General features: G+C 56.2%; 16 protein-coding genes and 1 tRNA gene. 7 read left to right on the top strand and 10 right to left on the bottom strand.

Features of this window, described 5'->3' with window-relative positions; translation table 11 throughout:
- Nucleotides 1-39: 39 nt before the first annotated feature.
- The 3 genes from BM395_RS11875 to BM395_RS11885 form a co-directional block, all read right to left on the bottom strand.
- Nucleotides 40-861, bottom strand: a complete 822-nt coding sequence (locus BM395_RS11875; protein ID WP_090512080.1) for a carbon-nitrogen hydrolase family protein — start codon at nucleotides 859-861, stop codon at nucleotides 40-42.
- 121 nt (nucleotides 862-982) lie between these two features.
- On the bottom strand, nucleotides 983-1,864 hold the full coding sequence (locus tag BM395_RS11880; RefSeq protein ID WP_069900227.1) for a DMT family transporter: 882 nt from the start codon (nucleotides 1,862-1,864) through the stop codon (nucleotides 983-985).
- Between the two features lie 132 nt (nucleotides 1,865-1,996).
- Nucleotides 1,997-2,656 (bottom strand): glutathione S-transferase family protein, encoded by a 660-nt coding sequence (locus tag BM395_RS11885; protein ID WP_090512084.1) that lies wholly within the window; start codon nucleotides 2,654-2,656, stop codon nucleotides 1,997-1,999.
- 276 nt (nucleotides 2,657-2,932) lie between these two features.
- Between BM395_RS11885 and BM395_RS11890 the strand changes: the two genes are divergently transcribed.
- The 3 genes from BM395_RS11890 (at nucleotide 2,933) to BM395_RS11900 (ending at nucleotide 5,976) form a co-directional block, all read left to right on the top strand.
- Complete coding sequence (locus tag BM395_RS11890) at nucleotides 2,933-4,645, top strand: amidase (protein ID WP_069900225.1); 1,713 nt, start codon at nucleotides 2,933-2,935, stop codon at nucleotides 4,643-4,645.
- Between the two features lie 208 nt (nucleotides 4,646-4,853).
- The gene (locus BM395_RS11895; RefSeq protein ID WP_090512086.1) at nucleotides 4,854-5,651 is read left to right on the top strand and encodes an alpha/beta fold hydrolase; all 798 of its coding nucleotides are present in this window, start codon (nucleotides 4,854-4,856) and stop codon (nucleotides 5,649-5,651) included.
- 145 nt (nucleotides 5,652-5,796) lie between these two features.
- Nucleotides 5,797-5,976 (top strand): DUF2986 domain-containing protein, encoded by a 180-nt coding sequence (locus tag BM395_RS11900; protein ID WP_090512090.1) that lies wholly within the window; start codon nucleotides 5,797-5,799, stop codon nucleotides 5,974-5,976.
- 13 nt (nucleotides 5,977-5,989) lie between these two features.
- Here BM395_RS11900 and BM395_RS11905 read toward each other — a convergent pair whose 3' ends face one another.
- Nucleotides 5,990-6,895 (bottom strand): LysR family transcriptional regulator, encoded by a 906-nt coding sequence (locus BM395_RS11905; protein ID WP_090512093.1) that lies wholly within the window; start codon nucleotides 6,893-6,895, stop codon nucleotides 5,990-5,992.
- Between the two features lie 223 nt (nucleotides 6,896-7,118).
- On the opposite strand from BM395_RS11905, the gene BM395_RS11910 reads away from it, so the two are divergent.
- Together BM395_RS11910 and BM395_RS11915 are read left to right on the top strand one after the other, a co-directional pair.
- Nucleotides 7,119-9,104 (top strand): alkyl/aryl-sulfatase, encoded by a 1,986-nt coding sequence (locus BM395_RS11910; RefSeq protein ID WP_090512095.1) that lies wholly within the window; start codon nucleotides 7,119-7,121, stop codon nucleotides 9,102-9,104.
- A gap of 376 nt (nucleotides 9,105-9,480) precedes the next feature.
- Nucleotides 9,481-10,800: a serine hydrolase domain-containing protein gene (locus tag BM395_RS11915; protein ID WP_090512099.1), complete on the top strand. Its 1,320-nt coding sequence runs from the start codon at nucleotides 9,481-9,483 to the stop codon at nucleotides 10,798-10,800.
- A 161-nt stretch (nucleotides 10,801-10,961) separates the two neighbouring features.
- Here BM395_RS11915 and BM395_RS11920 read toward each other — a convergent pair whose 3' ends face one another.
- On the bottom strand, nucleotides 10,962-12,152 hold the full coding sequence (locus tag BM395_RS11920; protein WP_090512102.1) for an aromatic ring-hydroxylating oxygenase subunit alpha: 1,191 nt from the start codon (nucleotides 12,150-12,152) through the stop codon (nucleotides 10,962-10,964).
- 235 nt (nucleotides 12,153-12,387) lie between these two features.
- Here BM395_RS11920 and BM395_RS11925 point away from each other — a divergent pair, with 235 nt between their 5' ends.
- Nucleotides 12,388-13,344 carry a GlxA family transcriptional regulator gene (locus tag BM395_RS11925; protein ID WP_170860589.1) on the top strand — a complete coding sequence of 319 codons (957 nt, stop codon included), beginning with the start codon at nucleotides 12,388-12,390 and terminating at the stop codon, nucleotides 13,342-13,344.
- Between the two features lie 248 nt (nucleotides 13,345-13,592).
- Here the strand turns inward: BM395_RS11925 and BM395_RS11930 are convergent, their stop codons facing one another.
- Both BM395_RS11930 and BM395_RS11945 read right to left on the bottom strand, forming a co-directional pair.
- Nucleotides 13,593-15,146 carry an arylsulfatase gene (locus BM395_RS11930; protein WP_090512107.1) on the bottom strand — a complete coding sequence of 518 codons (1,554 nt, stop codon included), beginning with the start codon at nucleotides 15,144-15,146 and terminating at the stop codon, nucleotides 13,593-13,595.
- Between the two features lie 739 nt (nucleotides 15,147-15,885).
- A tRNA-Val gene (locus BM395_RS11945) sits at nucleotides 15,886-15,962 on the bottom strand.
- 182 nt (nucleotides 15,963-16,144) lie between these two features.
- On the opposite strand from BM395_RS11945, the gene BM395_RS11950 reads away from it, so the two are divergent.
- Complete coding sequence (locus BM395_RS11950) at nucleotides 16,145-17,428, top strand: NAD(P)/FAD-dependent oxidoreductase (protein ID WP_090512112.1); 1,284 nt, start codon at nucleotides 16,145-16,147, stop codon at nucleotides 17,426-17,428.
- Between the two features lie 66 nt (nucleotides 17,429-17,494).
- Here the strand turns inward: BM395_RS11950 and BM395_RS11955 are convergent, their stop codons facing one another.
- From BM395_RS11955 to htpG, 3 genes are all read right to left on the bottom strand, one after another.
- A complete protein-coding gene (locus tag BM395_RS11955; RefSeq protein ID WP_090512114.1) occupies nucleotides 17,495-18,466 on the bottom strand; it encodes a PA2778 family cysteine peptidase in 972 nt (323 codons plus the stop codon).
- On the bottom strand, nucleotides 18,451-18,852 hold the full coding sequence (locus BM395_RS11960; RefSeq protein WP_090512117.1) for a PA2779 family protein: 402 nt from the start codon (nucleotides 18,850-18,852) through the stop codon (nucleotides 18,451-18,453). The genes BM395_RS11955 and BM395_RS11960 overlap by 16 nt, the downstream gene beginning before the upstream one ends.
- 191 nt (nucleotides 18,853-19,043) lie before the next feature.
- Nucleotides 19,044-20,945 carry a molecular chaperone HtpG gene (htpG, locus tag BM395_RS11965; RefSeq protein WP_090512278.1) on the bottom strand — a complete coding sequence of 634 codons (1,902 nt, stop codon included), beginning with the start codon at nucleotides 20,943-20,945 and terminating at the stop codon, nucleotides 19,044-19,046.
- Nucleotides 20,946-21,053: the final 108 nt, after the last annotated feature.

The following is a 21,053-nucleotide window of genomic DNA, read 5'->3' on the forward strand; positions in this document are numbered from 1 at the left end:
CAACATTGGGCCCTGGACTGCGCGATAGCCAAGCACTGCTTACTGGGCCGGAATGATTAGCTCGCGCAGGCCACTGGCATGTTCAACGATTTCACCGGGCAGCTGCAGCCGCCGCGCGTCGAGATAGCGATAGTCGCGCAGCGCCTCCAGCCGCTGACTCATATCAACATCCACCGTCAGCCGACACTCATCACGCCCCGCTTCGCAGAGCATAGTGGCGAACGGGCTGACGCAGGAACTGCCCCCGGCAAATACCAGCCCGCCAGCGCCCGAGCCAACTCGATTGACCATCACCGCGAATGCCTGGTTCTCCTGCGCGCGGGCCATGATTGCAGTGCGGTGCACCGGCCCATAAGGGTCCATATTACCGTCGCAGACAATCAACAACTCTGCGCCAAGCTGACCGAGCGCGCGGGCGGACTCGGGAAATTCAATGTCGTAGCAGATCAACAGGCCAATCCTAACGCCCTGCCATTCGCAGGTTGCGAAGCGATCACCCGGACTGAAAACACCCACGTCCGTCGCCCACATATGGGTTTTGCGATAACGCAACGCCACGCCTTCAGGTGTCATCAGCACGACGGTGTTGTAGAAACGCCCGGCGTCGGCCTCAGCCAGGCCAATCACCACGGCGACCCCGCGTTCGCGAACGGCCTGTTGCACGGCGCTCATTGCCGGGCCGTCGAGCGGCTCAGAAACGGTCCCGACACTGCTAACAGAAGGAAAACCCATCAGATAGGTTTCCGGGAAGACGATGAGTTGGGTACCGGCGCTGCATGTGGCGATCACCTCAAGAGCACGCTGCAGATTGACTGCGGTGTCACCGTCTCGGCCAGCGAGTTGCGCAAGTTCGACCTTCATTCCATTACCTTCAAAGCCTGTTGATGTGAGTCGTTTCTTGCAGCATGGCGCATCTGCAGGGCAAATCACCAGCCAGCTGTGCAACGAATCGCGCGCAAAATTTCAGGCCTGTGCTGTTGCCCTAGCGTCGACCCTGCTCCCAAGCCGCTGCCAGACCACTCAGACAAATCACCACAATCCCGATCAAGGTGCTGAGGTCTGGCGTGTGTGCAAATACCACGAAACCGAGCAAACCGGCGAAGACGATCTGACAGTAGCCGAATGGCGCCAGCAAAGCCGGTGGCGCGCTGCGAAACGCCTGTGTCAGGAACAGATGCGCCGTCATCCCGCAGGTGCCCAAGGCCAGCATCAACAAGCCGTGGGTCAGGCTGGGAACCTGCCAGAAGAACGGCACGATCGAGCTCACCAGCAAAGTATTGAACAGACCAGCAAAGAAATTGCTGGTGGTCGGGGAATCGTATTTGCTGAGGATGCGCGTGAGGATCTGGTAGCAACTGAAACACATCGCCGAACAGAACGGCAGCAGGATGGCTGGCTTAAACAACTCGCCGCCCGGGTGCACGATGATCAGCACCCCGACAAAACCGACCAATACCGCAATCCACTGCCGCCGGCTGACTGACTCACCCAGCAGCGGCACCGACAGTGCAGTCACCAGCAGCGGTGCCAGAAAGTTAACGGCGGTGGCTTCAGCCAGGGGAATAAACAGCAGGCTGCTGGTAAAGAAAAAGCTGGTGCCCAACAAGCAACCCGCACGCAACGCCTGCAAGCCGGGGCGATTACTGCGTAATACACGCAAACCAGACTGGGGCAGGAAGATTCCGGCCATCAACAGGGTGTGCACCACATAGCGCGCCCAAACCACCATCACCACCGGATAAAAGCCGGAAAGATATTTCGATAACGCGTCGTGGCTGGCGAACAAAAATGTGGCCAGCAGGATCAGTAAGATCCCTTTAAACGGTTGGCTTGGATTAGAAAGCGCGGCCCTGCTGGCAGTCATTAACATCTCGATAAAAGTCGCAGAAGTTAATCTGCTAGGGAAGCAATAAATAGTCTGCTAACTATAGGATAGCCGCCATGCCCGACCAATACCCTCTGGCGAATTTATTGCGCAAAAATGATTAGCCGTGCCTCAGTCCCGATCAGGCGCGCCCAGTGGGAACAGCTGCCTGAACGGTCGCGCCTCATCAACCGCGCGGGCAAATGATGGCCGAGCCAGCAGCCGCGAACGATAGGCGCGCAAAACGGGGTACTTCGCGGCGATCGGATAGGTCCAGTCGGCATAAAACAGCGACGGGGCAGCGGCGCAATCGGCCAGGGTAAAGTCATCACCCGCCGCCCACTGCCTGCCTTGCAGCGCACCTTCCAGCCACGCGTAAGCAAGCTCCAGTTTGTCTGCCGCAGCCGCCATGCCCTCCTTGCGCTTTTGCGCATCGCCGCTCAGCGCCCCGTCGACCGCCAGTTGCATCTGGCTCATGACGTGCAAGTCGAAGAACCGGTCGAGAAAGCGTACATCCAGTGCCGCCAGAGGCTCTTGCGGAATCAACTGCACCGGTCCCGGGTGGGCAATTTGCAGGTATTCGATGATGATGCTGGTCTCGCTGACGCTGCGCTGGCCATCCAGTAGCACCGGGAACTTGCGCAGCGTCCACAGCCGCAACCACTCGGCAGTGAACTCCGGTTTATCGGGGCCTACACAGCGGAACTCGAACGCGATGTTGTTCTCATACAGCGCGATCAACGCTTTTTGCGTGTAGGACGAAAAGGGATGACCAAACAGAACCAGCGCCATACACCACCGCCCATTATTGAGAAGACTAAATCCAGTAATTAAGGCGGTCACTCGCGTCACAGCCCCAGCGCCGTGATCGCCTTTTCCATGAAGCTAATTGAGTCTAGCCTGCGCCGTTTAGCCGACAAGCCCGCCTGATTAACCTCAAGGTTTAACTGCAGGTCGCATTGGCCGATTACTCTGACGCCCGCATGGTGTTTAATAGCGTTACAGGCGCGCAGGCCAATTCAGATCAGCCTGGGCCTCGCCATACAAAGCAATAAAACGAGAACACAAATGAGTATTGAAGTTACCGAAGTGTCCATTGCCGAACTTCGTGCAGCCCTCGAATCCGGTAAAACCACCGCTGTCGAACTGGTACAGGCCTACCTTGATCGCATCGATGCCTACGACACGCCAGACACCGCCACCGCGCTGAATGCCGTCGTGGTGCGTAACCCGGATGCGCTGAGCGAGGCGCAAGCCTCCGATGCCCGTCGCGCCCGAGGCGAGACCCTCGGCCCGCTTGACGGAATCCCCTACACCGCCAAAGACAGCTATCTGGTCAAAGGCCTCACTGCTGCTTCAGGCAGCCCGGCGTTTGCTGATCTGGTGGCTCACCGCGATGCATTCACCGTTGAACGCCTGCGCAGCGCAGGTGCGATTTGCCTGGGCAAAACCAACATGCCGCCGATGGCTAATGGCGGTATGCAGCGCGGCGTGTATGGCCGTGCCGAAAGCCCGTACAACGCCGACTACCTGACTGCGCCCTTCGCGTCCGGCTCATCCAACGGCGCCGGCACCGCCACGGCGGCAAGCTTTGCCGCGTTTGGCCTGGCAGAAGAGACCTGGTCGAGTGGACGCGGCCCTGCCTCTAACAACGGCTTGTGCGCTTACACCCCGTCACGCGGGGTTATTTCGGTGCGTGGCAACTGGCCGCTAACACCGACCATGGACGTCGTCGTGCCTTACGCACGGACCATGGCCGATCTGCTCGAAGTGCTCGACATCGTCGTAGCCGATGATCCGGATACCCGCGGCGACCTGTGGCGCATGCAGCCGTGGGTGCCGATTCCTAAAGCCAGTGAAGTTCGCCCCGAGTCCTATCTTAAACTTGCAGCGGGCAGCGAAGTCCTTGCCGGTAAGCGCTTTGGCGTGCCGCGCATGTTCATCAACGCCGACCCCGAAGCCGGCACCAGCGAAGCGCCGGGCATTGGCGGCCCTACCGGCCAGCGCATCAACACCCGCGACACGGTTATCGAGCTTTGGCAGCAAGCGCGTAAAGCCCTCGAGGCCGCGGGCGCCGAAGTGGTTGAGGTGGACTTTCCGCTGGTATCCAACTGCGAAGGAGATCGACCCGGCGCACCTACCGTGTTCACGCGCGGGCTGGTCTCGAAGGAATTTTTGCACCACGAATTATGGGACTTGTCGGGCTGGGCGTTTGATGACTTCCTGCAAGCCAACGGCGACCCAAAACTCAATCGCCTGGCTGACGTCGACGGGCCAAAAATTTTCCCGCACGATCCCGGCACCCTGCCCAACCGTGAAGGCGATTTGGCCGCGGGCATGGATGAATACGTCAACATGGCCAAGCGCGGCCTGACGCCATGGGATCAGATACCGACCCTGCCCGACGGCTTGCGCGGGCTGGAAGAAATTCGCCGCGTCGATCTCGAACAGTGGATGGACACCCAAAAGCTCGACGCTGTGTTGTTCCCGACCGTAGCCGACGTTGGCCCGGCCGATGCCGATGTTAATCCGCAGTCTGCTGATATTGCCTGGAGCAATGGTGTCTGGGTCGCCAATGGCAACCTCGCCATTCGCCATCAAGGCGTGCCAACGGTCACCGTGCCGATGGGCATCATGCAGGACATCGGCATGCCCGTCGGCCTCACATTCGCCGGCCGCGCCTACGACGACTCAGCACTGCTGCGCTTTGCTGCGGCGTTCGAGTCCACCGGCAACAAACGCAAAATCCCGCCCCGCACGCCGCCACTGAAACAGGCATAAGCGTACGCAAAAGGCCTGGCACCGCATCGGTGTCAGGCCTTTTTTATTAGCTGCTCAGTTACGATAGTGGCGTCAATCCGCGTTGTGTAAACGTCCCGATCAGCGCTGCCTATGGCGCGTCATATCAACTGTACACAATCCTTTTGGCTGTCAGATACGCTGACTACAGTGGCATTGCACACTGCTAACTTAACCGTAGGAACAGCGCATGCCATTCGCCTCGATAAATCAGCAGGACATCCACTTCACTGATCATGGTGGCGACGGCCTGCCGATCATTCTCAGTCACGGTTTTTTGATGGACGAGCAGATGTTTGCTCATCAGGTTGCCGCCTTGAGCCCCGAGTTTCGTGTGATCACCTGGGATGAGCGCGGCTTCGGCCAGACCCGCTACGATGGAGAACCTTTCACCTATTGGGACTCTGCCCGCGATTGCCTCGCCCTGCTCGACCATCTTGATATTCAACACGCCGTATTCGGTGGCATGTCGCAAGGTGGCTTCTTATCCCTGCGTGCTGCGCTGCTGGCACCGGAACGGGTGCTGGGTTTGGTACTGATTGACACTCAGGCAGGGCCGGAGCCGGCCGAGCTGGTTGAAGGCCACAAACAATTGATGCAGGCATGGATCGAGAATGGCCTGAGTGATGAAGTCGCCGACTATATTGCCAATCTGATCATTGCTGACCCTAGTGAAAACGCCAAGTGGATTGCCAAATGGCAGGCGATGGACTCGCAGCAACTTGTCGGCCCCAGCACTTGCTTGCTGCAACGTGAAGACATCAGCGACCGACTCGCTGAAATCAGCGCGCCCGCATTGGTCATACACGGCAGCGAAGACAGTGCTATTGCGCCGGAACTGGCCCATGCACTGTGCAGTGGGCTAAAGAACAGCGAGCCGTTGGTGCTGGTCGACGGCGCCGCCCATGCCGCCAACCTGAGCCATCCGGAGGCAGTCAATCCGGCAATGCGGGACTTTTTGCGCAGGTTAGTGGCACGTCGCGGTTAACCCTGGCTGCTGACTGTTGCGGCGCGAAACGGAAAGTGGCGCCTCGCCCGTGAAACCGTGAGGCAAATACCGGCCCGAATTGCAGAGGAATCTGCTCTAATAATCGGGTCGCTTCCTTTCAGCCACCACACGCACAGCAGACACCATGAATCGCCGTAAAAAAATTAAGCAATTACTCGAAGCACACGCCAAAAAGGCCAATGCCAAGAAGGCGCCACGTAAAAAGTCTACCTACATCTGTAAGGCTGACCGGCTAAAAATGGCTGCCGAAGCTGCCCAGACGTTGGACACTGCGACTCCCGCGACAGCTACCCCCGAGAGCTGAGTTTCCGGCCGATCTACAGACGGTTGTCGACTTCCACCAAGGCATCGACCATCGCCTGCGCCGCTGGTGTTAACGGATAACCCGCCCGGCTGACCACGCCATAATGCACATGCAGCCCGGAATCGTTGGCGTCTATGTCAGCGAAATCCAGCAGGCTGATCACGCCCTGCGCCTCAAGCTCGCCCAAGGCTTCCATGGTCGCGATACCGATAGCGTTTGAACGTGTAACCACACGGCAAACGGTATCGAACTGAGCGCACTCCACGCTAACGGAAAACTCCTCAACCCCCTGCAGGCCGGCAAGCAGTTTGCCGATGCGTGCGGGCATGGGCGTAGCGGCCAGCGGGAAGTCGAGTAAGTCGCTGGGTTTGAGCTTCTTGCGCGAAGCCAGTGGATGCTCCCGACGGCAAAAGAACCAGCCTCTGCGGGGCCTCAACAGTTGCACCTGTAACGTTGCATCACTCATGAAATCGCGCGAATCAGCCACCAGAAACTCGATTTGTTGCTCCTTGAGCAAAGTCCCCAATTGCTGCCAGTCTGCCTGCTGCAAGCGCAGGCGAATCGCCGGATAGGCATTAATGAACTGCGCCACTGCTTCGGGCACGAGCAACTGCGCCGGATACGGGCCGCTACCGAAGTGCAGCTCGCCATGCTTGAGCCCGTTGAACTGCTGCAGCTCGTTATGCAGCGCCTGACTCCCCGCCAGCAGACGCCGCGCGTGCGTCAGCACTAACTGGCCTTGCACAGTCAGGCGAAATTCACGGCTGCTGCGTTCAATCAGCGTGCAGCCGAGGTCGCGTTCCAGCGTCTGGATACTGCGACTCAGTGCCGGCTGGCTGAGATTGACAGCCGCCGCTGCCCGGACAAAGTTGCGGTGATCGCTCAGTGCAATCAAATGGCCCAACTGACGTAAATCCAATATGCGCTCCTCGCATTGCAACCATACATTTAATGCATTTGATTGATATTACAAGGATTGGCATAACTGCAGGCGTATTCATGACAACTATTCTGGCCAGCACTGAAACGGCGAAGCCTAAACGCCATGATTACTCACGCAGGCGCCTACACGCGGGCAGCCATGTGCAAAAAAACCGGTGTGACCGGATAAAAAACAATAAGAGTAGGTTCAGGAAATCATCATGCGAGTGCCGTTTGTTTTGCCGCTGTTGTGTGTTTCATTGCTGGCTGCCTGTGATCAGCAAGCCCCACGCACTGCCGATTCCGATGCGGCAGGTTTCAGTGCCCCCACTAGCGCAACGCTGGCCGTACAGGCCGAGACTGCCAAGAGCTTGCCTGCGGATGACGGGCTCGACTTTGAGGAATCCGCGCGTGGCCTGATCGCCAGAGAAGACTCACTCAGCATTACCGGAGCCGACGGCCATGTCGTGTTCGATCAGGATGGCTATGGTTTTATTCAGGGCGCCGCGCCCGGCAGCGTCAACCCCAGTCTCTGGCGTCAGGCTCAGCTGAATAACCATCACGGTTTATACAAGGTCACCGGCGGCGTGTATCAATTGCGCGGCTACGACCTCGCCGTGATGAGCCTGATCGAGAGCAAGAACGGCTGGATCGTGGTCGACCCGCTCACCACCGTCGAAACGGCCAACCGTGCGATGGCTTTTGCCCGCAAGAACCTGGGCGACAAACCCGTGGTAGCGGTGATTTTCACTCACAGCCATGTTGATCACTTCGGCGGCGCACTCGCCGTCGCTGATCCGGCTGACGTCGCCAGCGGCAAGGTTCGGGTGTATGCGCCCAAAGGATTCATGGACGAAGCCACCAGCGAGAACGTGTTGGCAGGCCCGGCGATGGGCCGGCGCGCCATTTACATGTATGGCCGTGATTTGCCGCGCAGTGAGCGTGGCAAGATCGACAACGGACTGGGCAAGGAACCGGCCATGGGCACGGTGGGCATTCTCCAGCCAACCGACCTGATCGACAGCGAGACTCAGGACGTGGCAATCGACGGGGTCGACTTCGTTTTTCACTACACGCCAGGCGCTGAAGCACCCGCAGAGATGACATTCTATCTGCCGGCGCAAAAAGCCTTTTGCGGGGCGGAAATTCTCAGTCGCACCCAGCACAATCTGTACACCTTGCGCGGCGCCAAAGTGCGTGATGCCAGACGTTGGGCCGACTATATCGACGCCAGCCTCAGCGACAATCAGCAAGCCGAAGTGATGTTTTTCAGTCACCATTGGCCGGTCTGGGGCAAGGCACGCATTGAGGCGTTAATGCGCGAACAGCGCGACACCTACAGCTATATCCACGACCAAACCCTGCGCTTGGCCAATCAGGGTTATGGCCCGCGTGAAATTGCCGAACAACTGACGCTGCCCAAGTCGTTGCAGAGCCATTTCTGGAACCGTGGCTACTACGGCACGCTCAAGCACAACGTCAAAGCGGTGTACCAAATGTATTTTGGCTGGTACGACGCCAACCCGGCTAACCTCGATCCACTGCCTCGTATTGAAGGCGCTAAACACTATGTCGAGTACATGGGCGGTAGCGCCGCGATTATGGCCAAGGCGCAGGCTTCATTCGACAACGGCGAATACCGCTGGTTAGCCGAAGTGCTCAACCAGTTGGTGTCTGCCGAGCCCGACAACACCGAAGCTAAAGCCCTGTTGGCGCGCAGCTATGACCAACTGGGCTATCGAGCCGAATCAACCGCCTGGCGCAATGCCTATCTCTCGGCCGCATACGAATTGCGCCACGGCGCACCGGAACACGGAATTGACGTCGCAGCGGCCAGTGACTTGCTTGAGCAAACCAGCGGCGCGCAATTTATGCAGATGTTCCAGGTTGCCCTGAACGGCCCCAAAGCCGACGGCGTCGATCTGCGCGTAAACATTACCTTCAGCGACCTGCAGGAAAACTATGTGCTTAACATTGAAAACGCTGTGCTCCAGGCCCGCAAAGCCCCGGCCGATCCTGACGCCAGCGTGACGCTGACCCTGACCCGTCCGCTGCTGGTGAAAATCATCACCAAACAAGCCGGTATCAAGGAACTGCTGACCTCTGATGACATGCAAGTGGATGGCAGCGTTCTCGACCTTGCGCGCTTCTTTTCACTGATGGACAAACCGGCGCCGGCCTTCCCTATCGTCACCGCCAATCAGTAGCTGGCTGGTGGCTGAATCTCAGCGTGCATGCTGCTGTACCTGCATGCACGCCGAGATACGTTTAGCGCAAAGACCCATCGCAATAAGACATACCGGTCCATAACGCCTGGCCATATGAAGACAATCACTTAACTGACATTGCTAGCATGCACATGCTCAGCCTGAAAAACTGAAATCGCCGGAAACGTGAACGATTGGATGATGTTGAGTTTCTCCAGACCACAATAAGACTGTTCAAACAGGCGCTGAAACAAAGTGCTCGCAGTGGGACGCGAAGTTGCGTACATCACATCTGAGCTACCAGGTGAATCAGGGGCTTAACTCGCCCGCAGCGATCGCTAGAGCGCCGAATTAAAACTGCCAAAGGGAAGCCTGTATGAGTTTTAAACGCAATACGTTGCTGTTGGCGTTAATGGGGGGATTACTGGTGAATCAAAGTGTAACTGCCGCTCCCGCAGCGGTCCCGCTGGATGCAAAAGCCAGTGACCCACACGTGCTGGGCTTGATGCAGGGGATTCCGCCTGCAGCAGATAAAGTCGTGAATTTCTCCAATTTTCTGCGCTTCCCGTTCACGCGCTGGTCGTTCTCGCATATCCGTGAAGTGGTGCCCACCGTGCAGGTATCGCGCGGCGATGGCCCGGTAAGCGCACTCCCCCGGGCTGAGCGAGACGATATCGACAGCCTCAGTTTCAAACCTTTAGGCAGCGACAGCACCATGACCTGGGCACAGTCGCTGGCCGCTAATTACACTGATGGCATCGTCGTGTTGCATCTCGGAAAGCTAGTGTACGAACGCTACTTTGGCGCTCTTAAACCTGAAGGGCAGCACATAGCTTTCTCCGTGACCAAGTCCTTTATCGGCACGCTGGCAGCAATGCTGGTAGCAGACGGCACGCTCGACGAGAACGCGCTGGTGACACGCTACGTACCGGAACTCAAAGACAGCGCCTACGGCAATGCCACCGTGCGCCAAGTTATGGACATGACCACCAGCATTGAGTACTCCGAAGACTATGCTGACCCCACAGCAGGCGTTTGGGAATATGGCCGCGCCGGTCATCTGATTCCGCGCCCGGCGGGCTACAGCGGTGCTACGTCGCTCTATGCGTACCTGCAGAAACTCAAAGCAGAAGGCGAGCACGGCCAGACCTTTGCCTACAAAACCGTCAATTCCGATGCGCTGGCCTGGGTCGTACAACGGGCGACGGGCAAGACGTTCCCCGAGCTGGTTCAAGAGCGCATCTGGAGCAAGCTCGGTGCCGAGCAGGACGCTTACGTCATGATTGATGAGGTCGGCACTGGCTTTGCCGGTGGCGGTTTCAATGCAGGCTTGCGCGATATGGCCCGGTTCGGCGAGGCCATGCGCCTCAATGGCCGCTTCAATGGCCAGCAGATAATCCCTGAAACGGTGGTGGCCGATATTCGCAAAGGAGGCGATCAGAGCAAGTTTGCCAAAGCCGGCTACAACACCCTGCCGGGCTGGAGTTACCGCAACATGTGGTGGGTGGCCAACAATGATCACCAAGTGTTCACGGCACGCGGCATTCATGGCCAAACCATCTATGTCGACCCAAAAGCCGAGATGGTCATTGCCCGCTTTGCATCCTATCCAGTGGCGTCGAACGCCCAGATCGACCCGACTTCACTGCCCGCCTACACCGCGCTGGCCAACTTGCTGATGACCAAGGAGCAATAAATCCTTCACCGATAATTGATCAGCGGGCTCAACGCCGCTGATCAATTATCTCGCGTAACAGGGCCGTGATAGTCAGCGCCCCATCGCAGCATTCTCTCGGCGCACACAAGACAATTGCTGTGACTCATCCGCTGCATGCGCTGCAACAGTGCTTAGCGAACTCAGCGTTCAGTAGCCAATGCGTCAGTCTCTATCCCCATGATCTTTTCGTATTCGTCATGGAACCAGATCAGCGCTGATTCAAACCGGCCGAAATGCACTTCGTCGACCACACCACTGGCCATATTAGCTTGGATGGTTTCCCCCAAAGCCCAGTCCTCGTTGAGCACTTTGTTAACCAGATTGAAATTGGTCTCATGCGTTCGCAGCTCTTCCTGCGACCATTGTGCAACGCCCTTTACAGGCGGCTCGACCAGCAGAACCTCGTCGATTCGGGTCTCACCAACGGACAACGGAACCATGCGAATCAAGGACAGATTGTCAGGCTGAGCCAGCAACGTGATTGTTGGGCTCAGCGAATAGATCAGATTGGCCATCGCCCTTATGTCCCAAGCCGACTCTGGCAGTGTGGCAGCCTCGAGCATCGGCTTCTTTGGCAAAACCATACGTAAATTCATGTCTCCCCAGCTTTGCCACGTCGACAGGTTGCCAAGGAAAAATGGTGCCAGCGTGTTCTTGTGCGCAACATTGAAGTGGTAGGCCTCAATGCCACCCTCAAGCAGAACTTTCCAGTTCGCCTTGATTACATAACTGCGACGCTTGTAGACCTTCTGCTGCTGCAGATTCAAGTAGGCAAAGCCAGAAACCATTTCGTCCGCCAGCAGGTTTTCCGGCACGTCCTTGTCGCGATCCGGATGAAAGTAGACCATGCCGCCTATTTCCCGGCTGCTGAACTCTACAAGGCCTAATTGGCGCTTATCGAGCCCTTCAAACCCTCGCTCGAAATCCGGTGCGCCTAGCAAGCTGCCCTCGGTCGAATAGCTCCAGGCGTGATAAGGACATACCAGGCGCTTGCGGCAGCCGGTGTCTCCAGTCGGTAACAGCCGCGCATTGCGATGACGGCATGCATTGGCAAAAACCCGAATGCGATTGTCATCGCCACGGATCAGCAATAAAGGCACGCCATTGACCCAGTCGAGCGTCAGGTAGTCACCGGGCAAAGGCAGTTCGCAGGCCGCCGCGATTGCTATTGGCCGGCTTTGGAAGATCGCCTGATTTTCCCGCTCGAACCAGTCAGCAGAAATGTACCGCTGCGTTGAATGAGAGTGAGTTGACTCATGGTACTGAGTCTCGCCGCAAGCCTTCAGCGCTAGCGCTTGCTTGATCAATTCGATTTCCGTCTGCCGATCCATCGTCAACTCCTCACTGATTTATCTGCGTTCTGCGCTACTGATCATTGCGTTCGTGCCTGCTACTCTAGCAACAGAAAATCGCCGCAAAACAACTCATAGAGACTAATAATCAACGATTAACGACAAAATAAGCGGCAGAGCCCTGTCGTCTCCACGACCAATCTTCAATATTTGCCGCGTAAACGGGAAACCCATGCTGAGCACTACAAGCACACCCCATCAGCGAGCCGTCAAGGTGGCCTGCCTGATTCCGGATCAGTTCTGGAGTAGCACCATCAGCAGCATGACGGAGGTCTTTCACGGTATGGAGTTGAATTCAAAGCTGTTTCAAAACAGCGTCTTCAAGGGATTCAGCATTAGCTACCTGCGCTGCACCAAGCAGCCCGTGACTGGCTTTTCGGGCCTGCGCTTTGACACCCACTACTTTGCTGAGAACGACGAGCGCTTTGATGTAGTCGTGCTGCCATCGGTCTGGGGGCTGTCGATGGACAACCTGGAACGCGCGCGCCCTGCTCTTCAATGGCTCAGCGAGCAACATGCTCAAGGCAGTATCGTAGTAGGTCTGGTGACTGGGGTGTTTTACCTGGCCGAAGCGGGCCTGTTGAATGGCCGGGAAACCACGATTCACTGGGCATCGGAAAACATCTTTCGCCAGCGCTACCCTGGCATCAGGGTAAATCCGAAAATGCAGATGATCGAAGCAGACAGAATCATCACCACTTCAACCACTCCAGCGACCTTCGACGTTACGCTGCTTTTGATTCAACGATTTTTAGGCGACCGTTCAGCAGAGCTTGCCTCGCATTACTTCACGATCAGAGATAAAGACGCCCCGCTCCCTGTGTTTCTTGAACCCAGTTGCAATGACACGCTGGTCGATGCGGCCAGGGACAGAATACGCCTTGGCTTCACTGAAGAAATCTCACTGGAAAAACTGGCCAAGCAGTTCAATGTCACCCCACGTACATTGTCCCGGCGATTCCTCAGCGCCACCGGCATGACGCCCATGCGCTACCTGACACGCTACCGCTTACTGGTCGCACGCCGCCTTTTGCAATCAACTGACCTGCAGATACAGCGAATCGCCGAACAGGCAGGCTTCGCCTCCTCGACGGTGTTCTGCAGAAACTTCAGTCATGTTTACGCGCAAACGCCAAGGGAATACCGCAAGTCTTTGCCGAGCACAAAGTGAGGGCAGAGTCGTCAAAAAGAGATGTTGTTGAGTGAAGCGGCGAAGTGCAGGGTCAACAGTCACTTATGCCAAGTCTTGATTGGATAGGCAGTAGTACGGGCTAAACCGTCAATATCGCGGGGAGGCTATATCGAGGCAAATATCGTGTTCGCAGCCTTGCTTTAAGGGAGTGGGCCCCAGTTGTGCTGAGGCCCACCAGCGCATGAACGAACCTATGTTCTACTTCTCTCAGGTGTCGACGTTGCAGCCTATTGTTTAGGGGTAAATGAACCCGACTCTTGGCGAGGCGGATAGTCTTTGAATGTATCCATGAAGTCTTGGACGACCTTCACCGTAGGCGCGATTGCAAACATGCGGCGAACAACCCAATCGTCGTAGTAGGACGACTCGACAGGTGCCATTTCAAATGGATCGGCTCGCAGATCAATAAACAAAGGCGCTTTGCGAGGGGTTTGGCCTGCCATCCACGCCTGCATTCCTTCGTGATCCTGTGTGCTGAAGTGCGCCTTGTAATCGCCAAAACGTACTGCACCGAGGGTTCCATCATCAACCCAGGCGAAATACTCGTTACGTGGCCATTTTTCAGCCGTGTCTGAACCAGTCATGTTGTTGAGTAGATTGTAACCATCAAGGTGGACATTAAATTTCTTGTCGCCAGCGGTGTAGCCATCAAGCAACTTCTGTTTAATGTTGGGCTCTCCAGCTGCTGCAACGAGGGTTGGGAACATATCTTCGAGCGACAGAATTTCATTCGAAACCTGACCGGGGTCTATATGTCCAGGCCACTTGATCATGAACGGAACCCGAATCCCGCCTTCCCATGTTGTGGCTTTCTCGCCCCGAAATGGTGACGTACCCCCGTCAGGCCAGCTGAATTTTTCTGCACCATTGTCGGTTGTGTAGATAACGATGGTATTTTCTTCGGCCCCCGTTTCCTTAAGTTTGGCGAGTAAACGGCCGATCATCTTGTCATGCTCAACCATACCGTCGGCGTATACACCGCGACCTGTCACCCCCTCACTTTCAGCTTTGAGGTGGGTGAAGATATGCATGCGCGTGGTGTTGAACCAGACAAACCAAGGCTTTTTGGCTTTCTGCTGACGCTCAATAAAATTCTCAGTGGCGGCAAGAAACTCCTCATCGATGGTTTCCATACGTTTTTTGGTTAAAGCGCCGGTATCCTCTATCTTGCCATCTGCGCTCGCCTTCATAACGCCACGTGGGCCGAATTTCTTACGGAACTCCGGATCTTTTGGATACGCCGGATTCTCGGGCTCTTCTTCAGCGTTCAGATGATAGAGATTGCCAAAAAACTCATCGAAACCATGATTAGTGGGCAGAAACTCATCAAGATCACCCAGGTGATTCTTGCCGAACTGTCCCGTCGCATAACCCATTGGCTTTAGAATCTCAGCGATAGTTGGGTCTTTACTGCTTAATCCATTTGGATCTCCAGGCATTCCGATCTTGAGTAGCCCGGTACGTTTGGGCGACTGCCCGGTGATAAACGCCGCACGGCCTGCGGTGCAACTCTGTTGGCCATACGCATCAGTGAAGCGCATGCCGTCTTTGGCAATGCTGTCGATATTTGGTGTCTGATATCCCATGAGCCCACTGTTGTATGCGCTCGTGTTAAACCAACCGATATCATCTCCCATGATAACGAGGATATTTGGCTTACCCTTGGCTCCTCCTTCCTCCGCTCCGTAAGCCTGCGATGTAACGCCAGTGATGATCACAGCGAGCGCGAGTGCAGCTGCTCGCAAAGGTTTGTTTGCTAAATAAGAACTACGGTCGCGCATAGTGTTTACCTCTATCCTTGGGTCAACATTCAGGCCAACAGTGCCCTTGCAGAACTCCGGTGCCGACATTGCCTGGAGCCATAAGCTTGCGGCCAGGCGCACATACACGTTGCTGCTAGCCCATAGGCTACTGCGCCGATTAAAACGGTTGCCTGACAACCTCGCCAATAGCTTCACTGCACACAACATCTTCAGGGAGGCCTGTGAAACAAGCTGCACAGTCTTACGACCCAAATATCTGTCATTTCTCACTTTCAGAGCATTAGCTAAACCATTTCACTTCAAGGTTGCATTGCATCAATAAAGTGCCGCAGTTGAGCAATTGAACTCTAGACCATTCCAACTGGAAGGCCAGATTGTCGTAGTCAACTAATATGGAGTTGATAAGGTCGAACGCTATGCGCGAGTGGATAGCTTTAATGGCACCGACAACGGTTTCATCGGTGAACGCCCAACCGCCAAGCAGCAGCACCGAGCGATGTGTCGCTCACAGGCAGACTGAGACGAGAATCCAAGAAGGCATTCAATCAGGCGTTCAAGGGGCACGCTGACGTGAAGATGACCGAGCACTATCAGGCTGGCCACGATCAGAAGGGAGTGGAATATTTAAGGGTTGGTGCCGACCTGAAATTTTAGGACGCCACATTCGTTTTGCAAAAATATTGAAAATCTATTGAAAACGAAAAAGGGCGACCCTTGCGGATCGCCCTTCTATGCCCCGTACTAGACGGGTTCGAATTGGTAGGCACAATTGGATTCGAACCAACGACCCCCACCATGTCAAGGTGGTGCTCTAACCAACTGAGCTATGTGCCTTCGATGGGTGCGCATTCTACTGGCGCGAGAAAATGTGTCAACTGTTTTTTCGCTAACTGTCTGAATAAATGCAATTTTTCCACTTATAGCGGCGTTTAATATTTTGCACAGCCACTAGCCGCCATATTCCAACTCGGGTAGCATTTGCATATTCGTAAAAAATAAAGAACAGAGGTTCCAAAATGGCGCACACGTCATATCCACAATCCTACTACGCCGCATCAGCGAATCCGGTTCCCGATCGCCCAGAGCTTAATGGTGAAGTCGAAACCGATGTGTGCATCGTAGGTGCCGGTTACACCGGTCTCTCTACTGCCCTGTTTCTGCTGGAGAGCGGCTTCAAGGTAAGCATCGTTGAAGCTGCCAAGGTTGGCTTTGGCGCATCGGGCCGTAACGGCGGCCAGATCGTTAACAGCTACAGCCGCGACATCGATGTTATCGAGCGCACTGTTGGCCCCAAGCAGGCTCAATTGCTCGGCCAGATGGCGTTTGAAGGTGGCCGCATTATTCGTGAGCGCGTAGCCAAGTACAACATTCAGTGCGACCTTAAAGACGGTGGCGTGTTTGCGGCTAACACCGACAAGCACATGAAGCACCTTGAGTCGCAGAAGAAACTGTGGGAGCGCTTCGGCCACACCCAACTCGAATTGATGGACGCCAAGCGCATCCGCGAAGTTGTTGGCACTGACAACTATGTGGGCGGCATGCTCGACATGAGCGGCGGCCACATCCACCCGCTGAACCTGGCGCTGGGCGAAGCAGCGGCCGTTGAGTCGCTGGGCGGCATCATTTATGAGCAGTCCCCGGCCATCCGTATTGACCGCGGCGCCAACCCGGTTGTGCACACGCCAAAAGGTCGGGTCAAGGCCAAGTTTGTGGTGGTTGCCGGTAATGCGTATCTGGGCGACCTGATTCCTGAGCTGTCTGCCAAGTCGATGCCGTGCGGCACGCAGGTTATTACCACCGAGCCGCTGTCTGCCGAACTGGCGAAAAGCCTGCTGCCGACCGACTACTGCGTTGAAGACTGTAACTACCTGCTCGACTACTACCGCTTGAGCGGCGACAACCGTCTGATCTTCGGTGGTGGTGTGGTGTACGGCGCACGTGATCCGGCTGACATCGAGTCGATCATTCGCCCGAACATGCTCAAAACCTTCCCGCAGCTCAAAGACGTCAAGATCGATTACGCCTGGACCGGTAACTTCTTGCTGACCCTGTCGCGCCTGCCGCAAGTTGGCCGTCTGGGTGACAACATTTACTACTCGCAGGGTTGCAGTGGCCACGGCGTCACCTACACCCACCTTGCCGGTAAAGTGCTTGCCGAAGCACTGCGCGGTCAGGCCGAGCGCTTTGACGCATTCGCTGAGCTGCCGCACTACCCGTTCCCGGGTGGCCGCCTGTTCCGCGTACCGTTCACCGCAATGGGCGCCTGGTACTACAGCATGCGTGACAAGCTGGGCTTCTGATTCGCCCCGGCTGAATAAAAAACGGCGCTCGATAGCGCCGTTTTTTATTGCCTCTTTACCAGCAGATCAATGCGCTGGGCATGCAGGTAACGCCGCACATTGCGCAGGTTTAGCCGACACCGAAGTCGCTGGTTTGGCCATGAAGCGTTTGTCTGCCGGCGCTAACCGGCGTGCGCACGCCGCCGCTTGCTCAGCGGCTGGCGCACAGTTTTGCTCGGCCAGCACTTGCGAGAGGTTAAACCAACCTTCAGCAAAAGCCGGATCATGCTTGATACTGGTGCGCAGCGCTGTTTCAGCGCCGTTTTTATCGCCGGCCGCGTAACGGCTGTTGGCCAGAGCAAACCAGGCCAATGGTTCATCGGGCCACTGCTGGGTTGCAGTGCGATACGCGGTTGCAGCGCTTTGCGCACGGTCGGTCTGCTCAAGCTCGTTGGCGGCCTTGATCCACGCATGCGCCTCGGCAGTTGCAGGTACTTTATTGACCGGCATGGTCACAACGGCCCAGCGCTCGGCCTTCGCCCAACTTTGATCAAAACCTGCAAAGTCGGTGATCAGGCGTCGAGTGGTGCCGGAACGCAGAATGATATGTTTCTCACGCAAATCGAAGCCAACCACCACCGCGAAGTGCCACTGCGGATACCAGTCAAAACCCAGATTTTGCAACACCAGCACCGGATTGCCCGCCGCGACCTCAGTCAGCAGCGTATCCAGTTGCGGCTTGAGCGGGTACACCAGCAAATCATGCGAGCGCGCAGCCGCTACCATCTCGACCTGCAAGCTGCCTTCCCTGCCCGGGATATAGACTTTGTCTTTGAGCAGCCCCGGACTGGTTATCTGACCGCGCTGGTTGAGCATGGTGGCCAACGCAGCTGGACCGCATTGATACGCACTCTGCGCAAAGAATGGCACCGCGGTGAGCTCTACCCGCTCAGGCAATTTTTGAGTGGCTGGCGATAATGTCGGCGAGCTCGCGCAACCGGCGAGCACGACGACAGAGAGCACGGCTAGCGCGCGCAGCAACATTAGCGATTGATACATTTTACGAAGCTGAAGATGTCCGTTGCACAAAGCATGTCCGTGACAATGAAGATCACGAAGAACAGCACAATAATGCCAACCACTCCGGAGCCCGCCGGCGCTTCCTGCAATCGCTGGTTGAACTGCGCCAGCTCAGCATTGCTCAGGCTGTTGATGCGCGTCGCGACCTGATCTTGCGGGACGCCCAGTGACTGTAATTTTTCCTGCACGCCCTGATCGCTGAGCATGTTCAGCAACTGTTGGCGATCAACCTGTTGCTGCTGGCCGGCAAGCACTTCAGCGGTTCCAATCATGGAGGCATTTGCCATTGGCACCTGCGCGGCAAACAGCACCTGAGATACCGCTAAACAGGCCGCCAGACGACGGAAGGATGTGTACTTAGACATTGCAGCAATCTCCACTTTTATAATTCGAGTTATAGACCGAATTGTAATATATGGGTTCAACCATGGCCGACAAATTTTGCTATGTATTACAGTCCCTTGAGAAAGCATCTCATTAATTGAACAGCGAAGCAGCGGCGCTTCCCGGGCACAAAAAAACCCGCCGAAGCGGGTCTTTTCGATGGCGCGACTGATCAGGCAGAAAGCTCGACCAGCAGCTTGTTCAAGCGCTGCACATACGCCGCAGGATCTTTCAGGCTGTCGCCCGCTGCCAACGCAGCTTGATCGAACAGGATGTGCGTGAGATCGCCGAAACGGTCTTCATCTGCTTCAGCATCCAGACGCTCAATCAGCGGATGGCTCGGGTTGAACTCGAAGATCGGCTTCGACTCAGGCACTTTCTGACCGCTGGCTTCGAGAATCTGGCGCATCTGCAAGCCAAGATCCTGCTCACCAATTGCCAGAATCGCCGGTGAGTCGGTCAGACGGTGAGAAACACGCACTTCTGCTACGTGCTCGCCCAGTGCCGCCTTCAAGCGCTCGGTCAGGCCTTCTTTGGCTTTGGCGACTTCTTCCTGAGCTTTCTTGTCTTCTTCCGAATCAAGCTTGCCCAGGTCGAGATCACCACGGGCGACGTCGATGAACGACTTGCCGTCGAACTCGGTCAGGTAGCTCATCAGCCACTCGTCAATGCGGTCGGTGAGCAACAGCACTTCGATGCCTTTCTTGCGGAAGACTTCAAGGTGCGGGCTGTTCTTGACCTGCGCGTACGACTCACCCGTGAGGTAGTAGATTTTGTCCTGACCGTCTTTCATGCGGCCAATGTAGTCTGCCAACGAGACCACCTGCTCGCCCTCGCCTTCTGCCGTTGAGGCAAAGCGCAGCAAACCGGCGATTTTCTCTTTATTGGCGAAATCCTCTGCCGGGCCTTCCTTGAGTACCTGACCGAAGTTTTTCCAGAACGCCTTGTATTGCTCAGGCTCGTTCTTCGCCAGTTTCTCGATCATGTCGAGCGAACGCTTGGTCAGCGCCGACTTCATGGAGTCGATCACCGGATCCTTCTGCAGGATTTCGCGCGAGACGTTCAGTGACAGATCATTGGAGTCGACCACGCCTTTGATGAAGCGCAGGTACAGCGGCAGGAACTCGTCTGCCTGATCCATGATGAACACGCGCTGAACATACAACTTGAGACCACGCGGCGCTTCACGCTGATACAGATCGAACGGCGCGCGACCTGGCACGTAAAGCAGTGAGGTGTACTCAAGCTTGCCTTCAACCTTGTTGTGGCTCCAGCTCAGCGGGTTCTCGAAGTCATGGCCTACATGCTTGTAGAACTCCTGGTATTCCTCGTCCTTGATCTCGGTGCGTGGACGGGTCCACAGTGCGCTGGCACGGTTAACGGTTTCCCACTCAAGCTCTGCCGGCGCCTCTTCCTCACCAGTAGCCTCTTTCGGCAACTCGATTGGCAGGGCGATGTGATCGGAATACTTTTTGATGACGTTGCGCAGGCGCCAGCCATCCGCGAACTCTGCTTCACCTTCCTTGAGGTGCAGCACGATGCGTGAACCACGCTCGGCCTTGTCGATGGTGGCAACTTCAAATTCGCCCTCACCACGTGAAGACCAATGCACGCCTTCTGCCGCTGGCAGACCGGCGCGACGGCTGAACACTTCAACCTTGTCGGCTACGATGAAGGCTGAGTAGAAGCCGACACCGAACTGGCCGATCAGGTGAGAATCTTTTTTCTGGTCGCCCGTGAGGTTCTTCATGAACTCGGACGTGCCCGACTTGGCAATTGTGCCCAAGTGGGTAATAGCATCTTCGCGGCTCATGCCGATGCCGTTGTCTTCGATGGTCACGGTCTTGGCTTCTTTGTCGAAGCTCACGCGGATCTTCAGGTCCGCACCGCCTTCAAGCAGCTCTGGCTTGGCAAGCGCCTCAAAACGCAGCTTGTCTGTGGCGTCGGACGCGTTGGAAATCAACTCACGAAGGAAGATTTCCTTGTTCGAGTAAAGCGAATGGATCATGAGGTGCAGCAGCTGCTTTACCTCTGTCTGGAAGCCCAGGGTTTCTTTTTGAGTTTCCACACTCATGGTCATTTAACTCCACATTGATGACTAGGCCGCAACGTTGGCGGATGTCATTGAAATGGGGCCATTCGCAAGCATTTCAAGTGTTTAGCATCAACAGCGGGCAAACTT

The sequence above is a fragment of the Pseudomonas marincola genome (assembly GCF_900116605.1).
In the GTDB taxonomy this organism is placed as follows: domain Bacteria; phylum Pseudomonadota; class Gammaproteobacteria; order Pseudomonadales; family Pseudomonadaceae; genus Aquipseudomonas; species Aquipseudomonas marincola.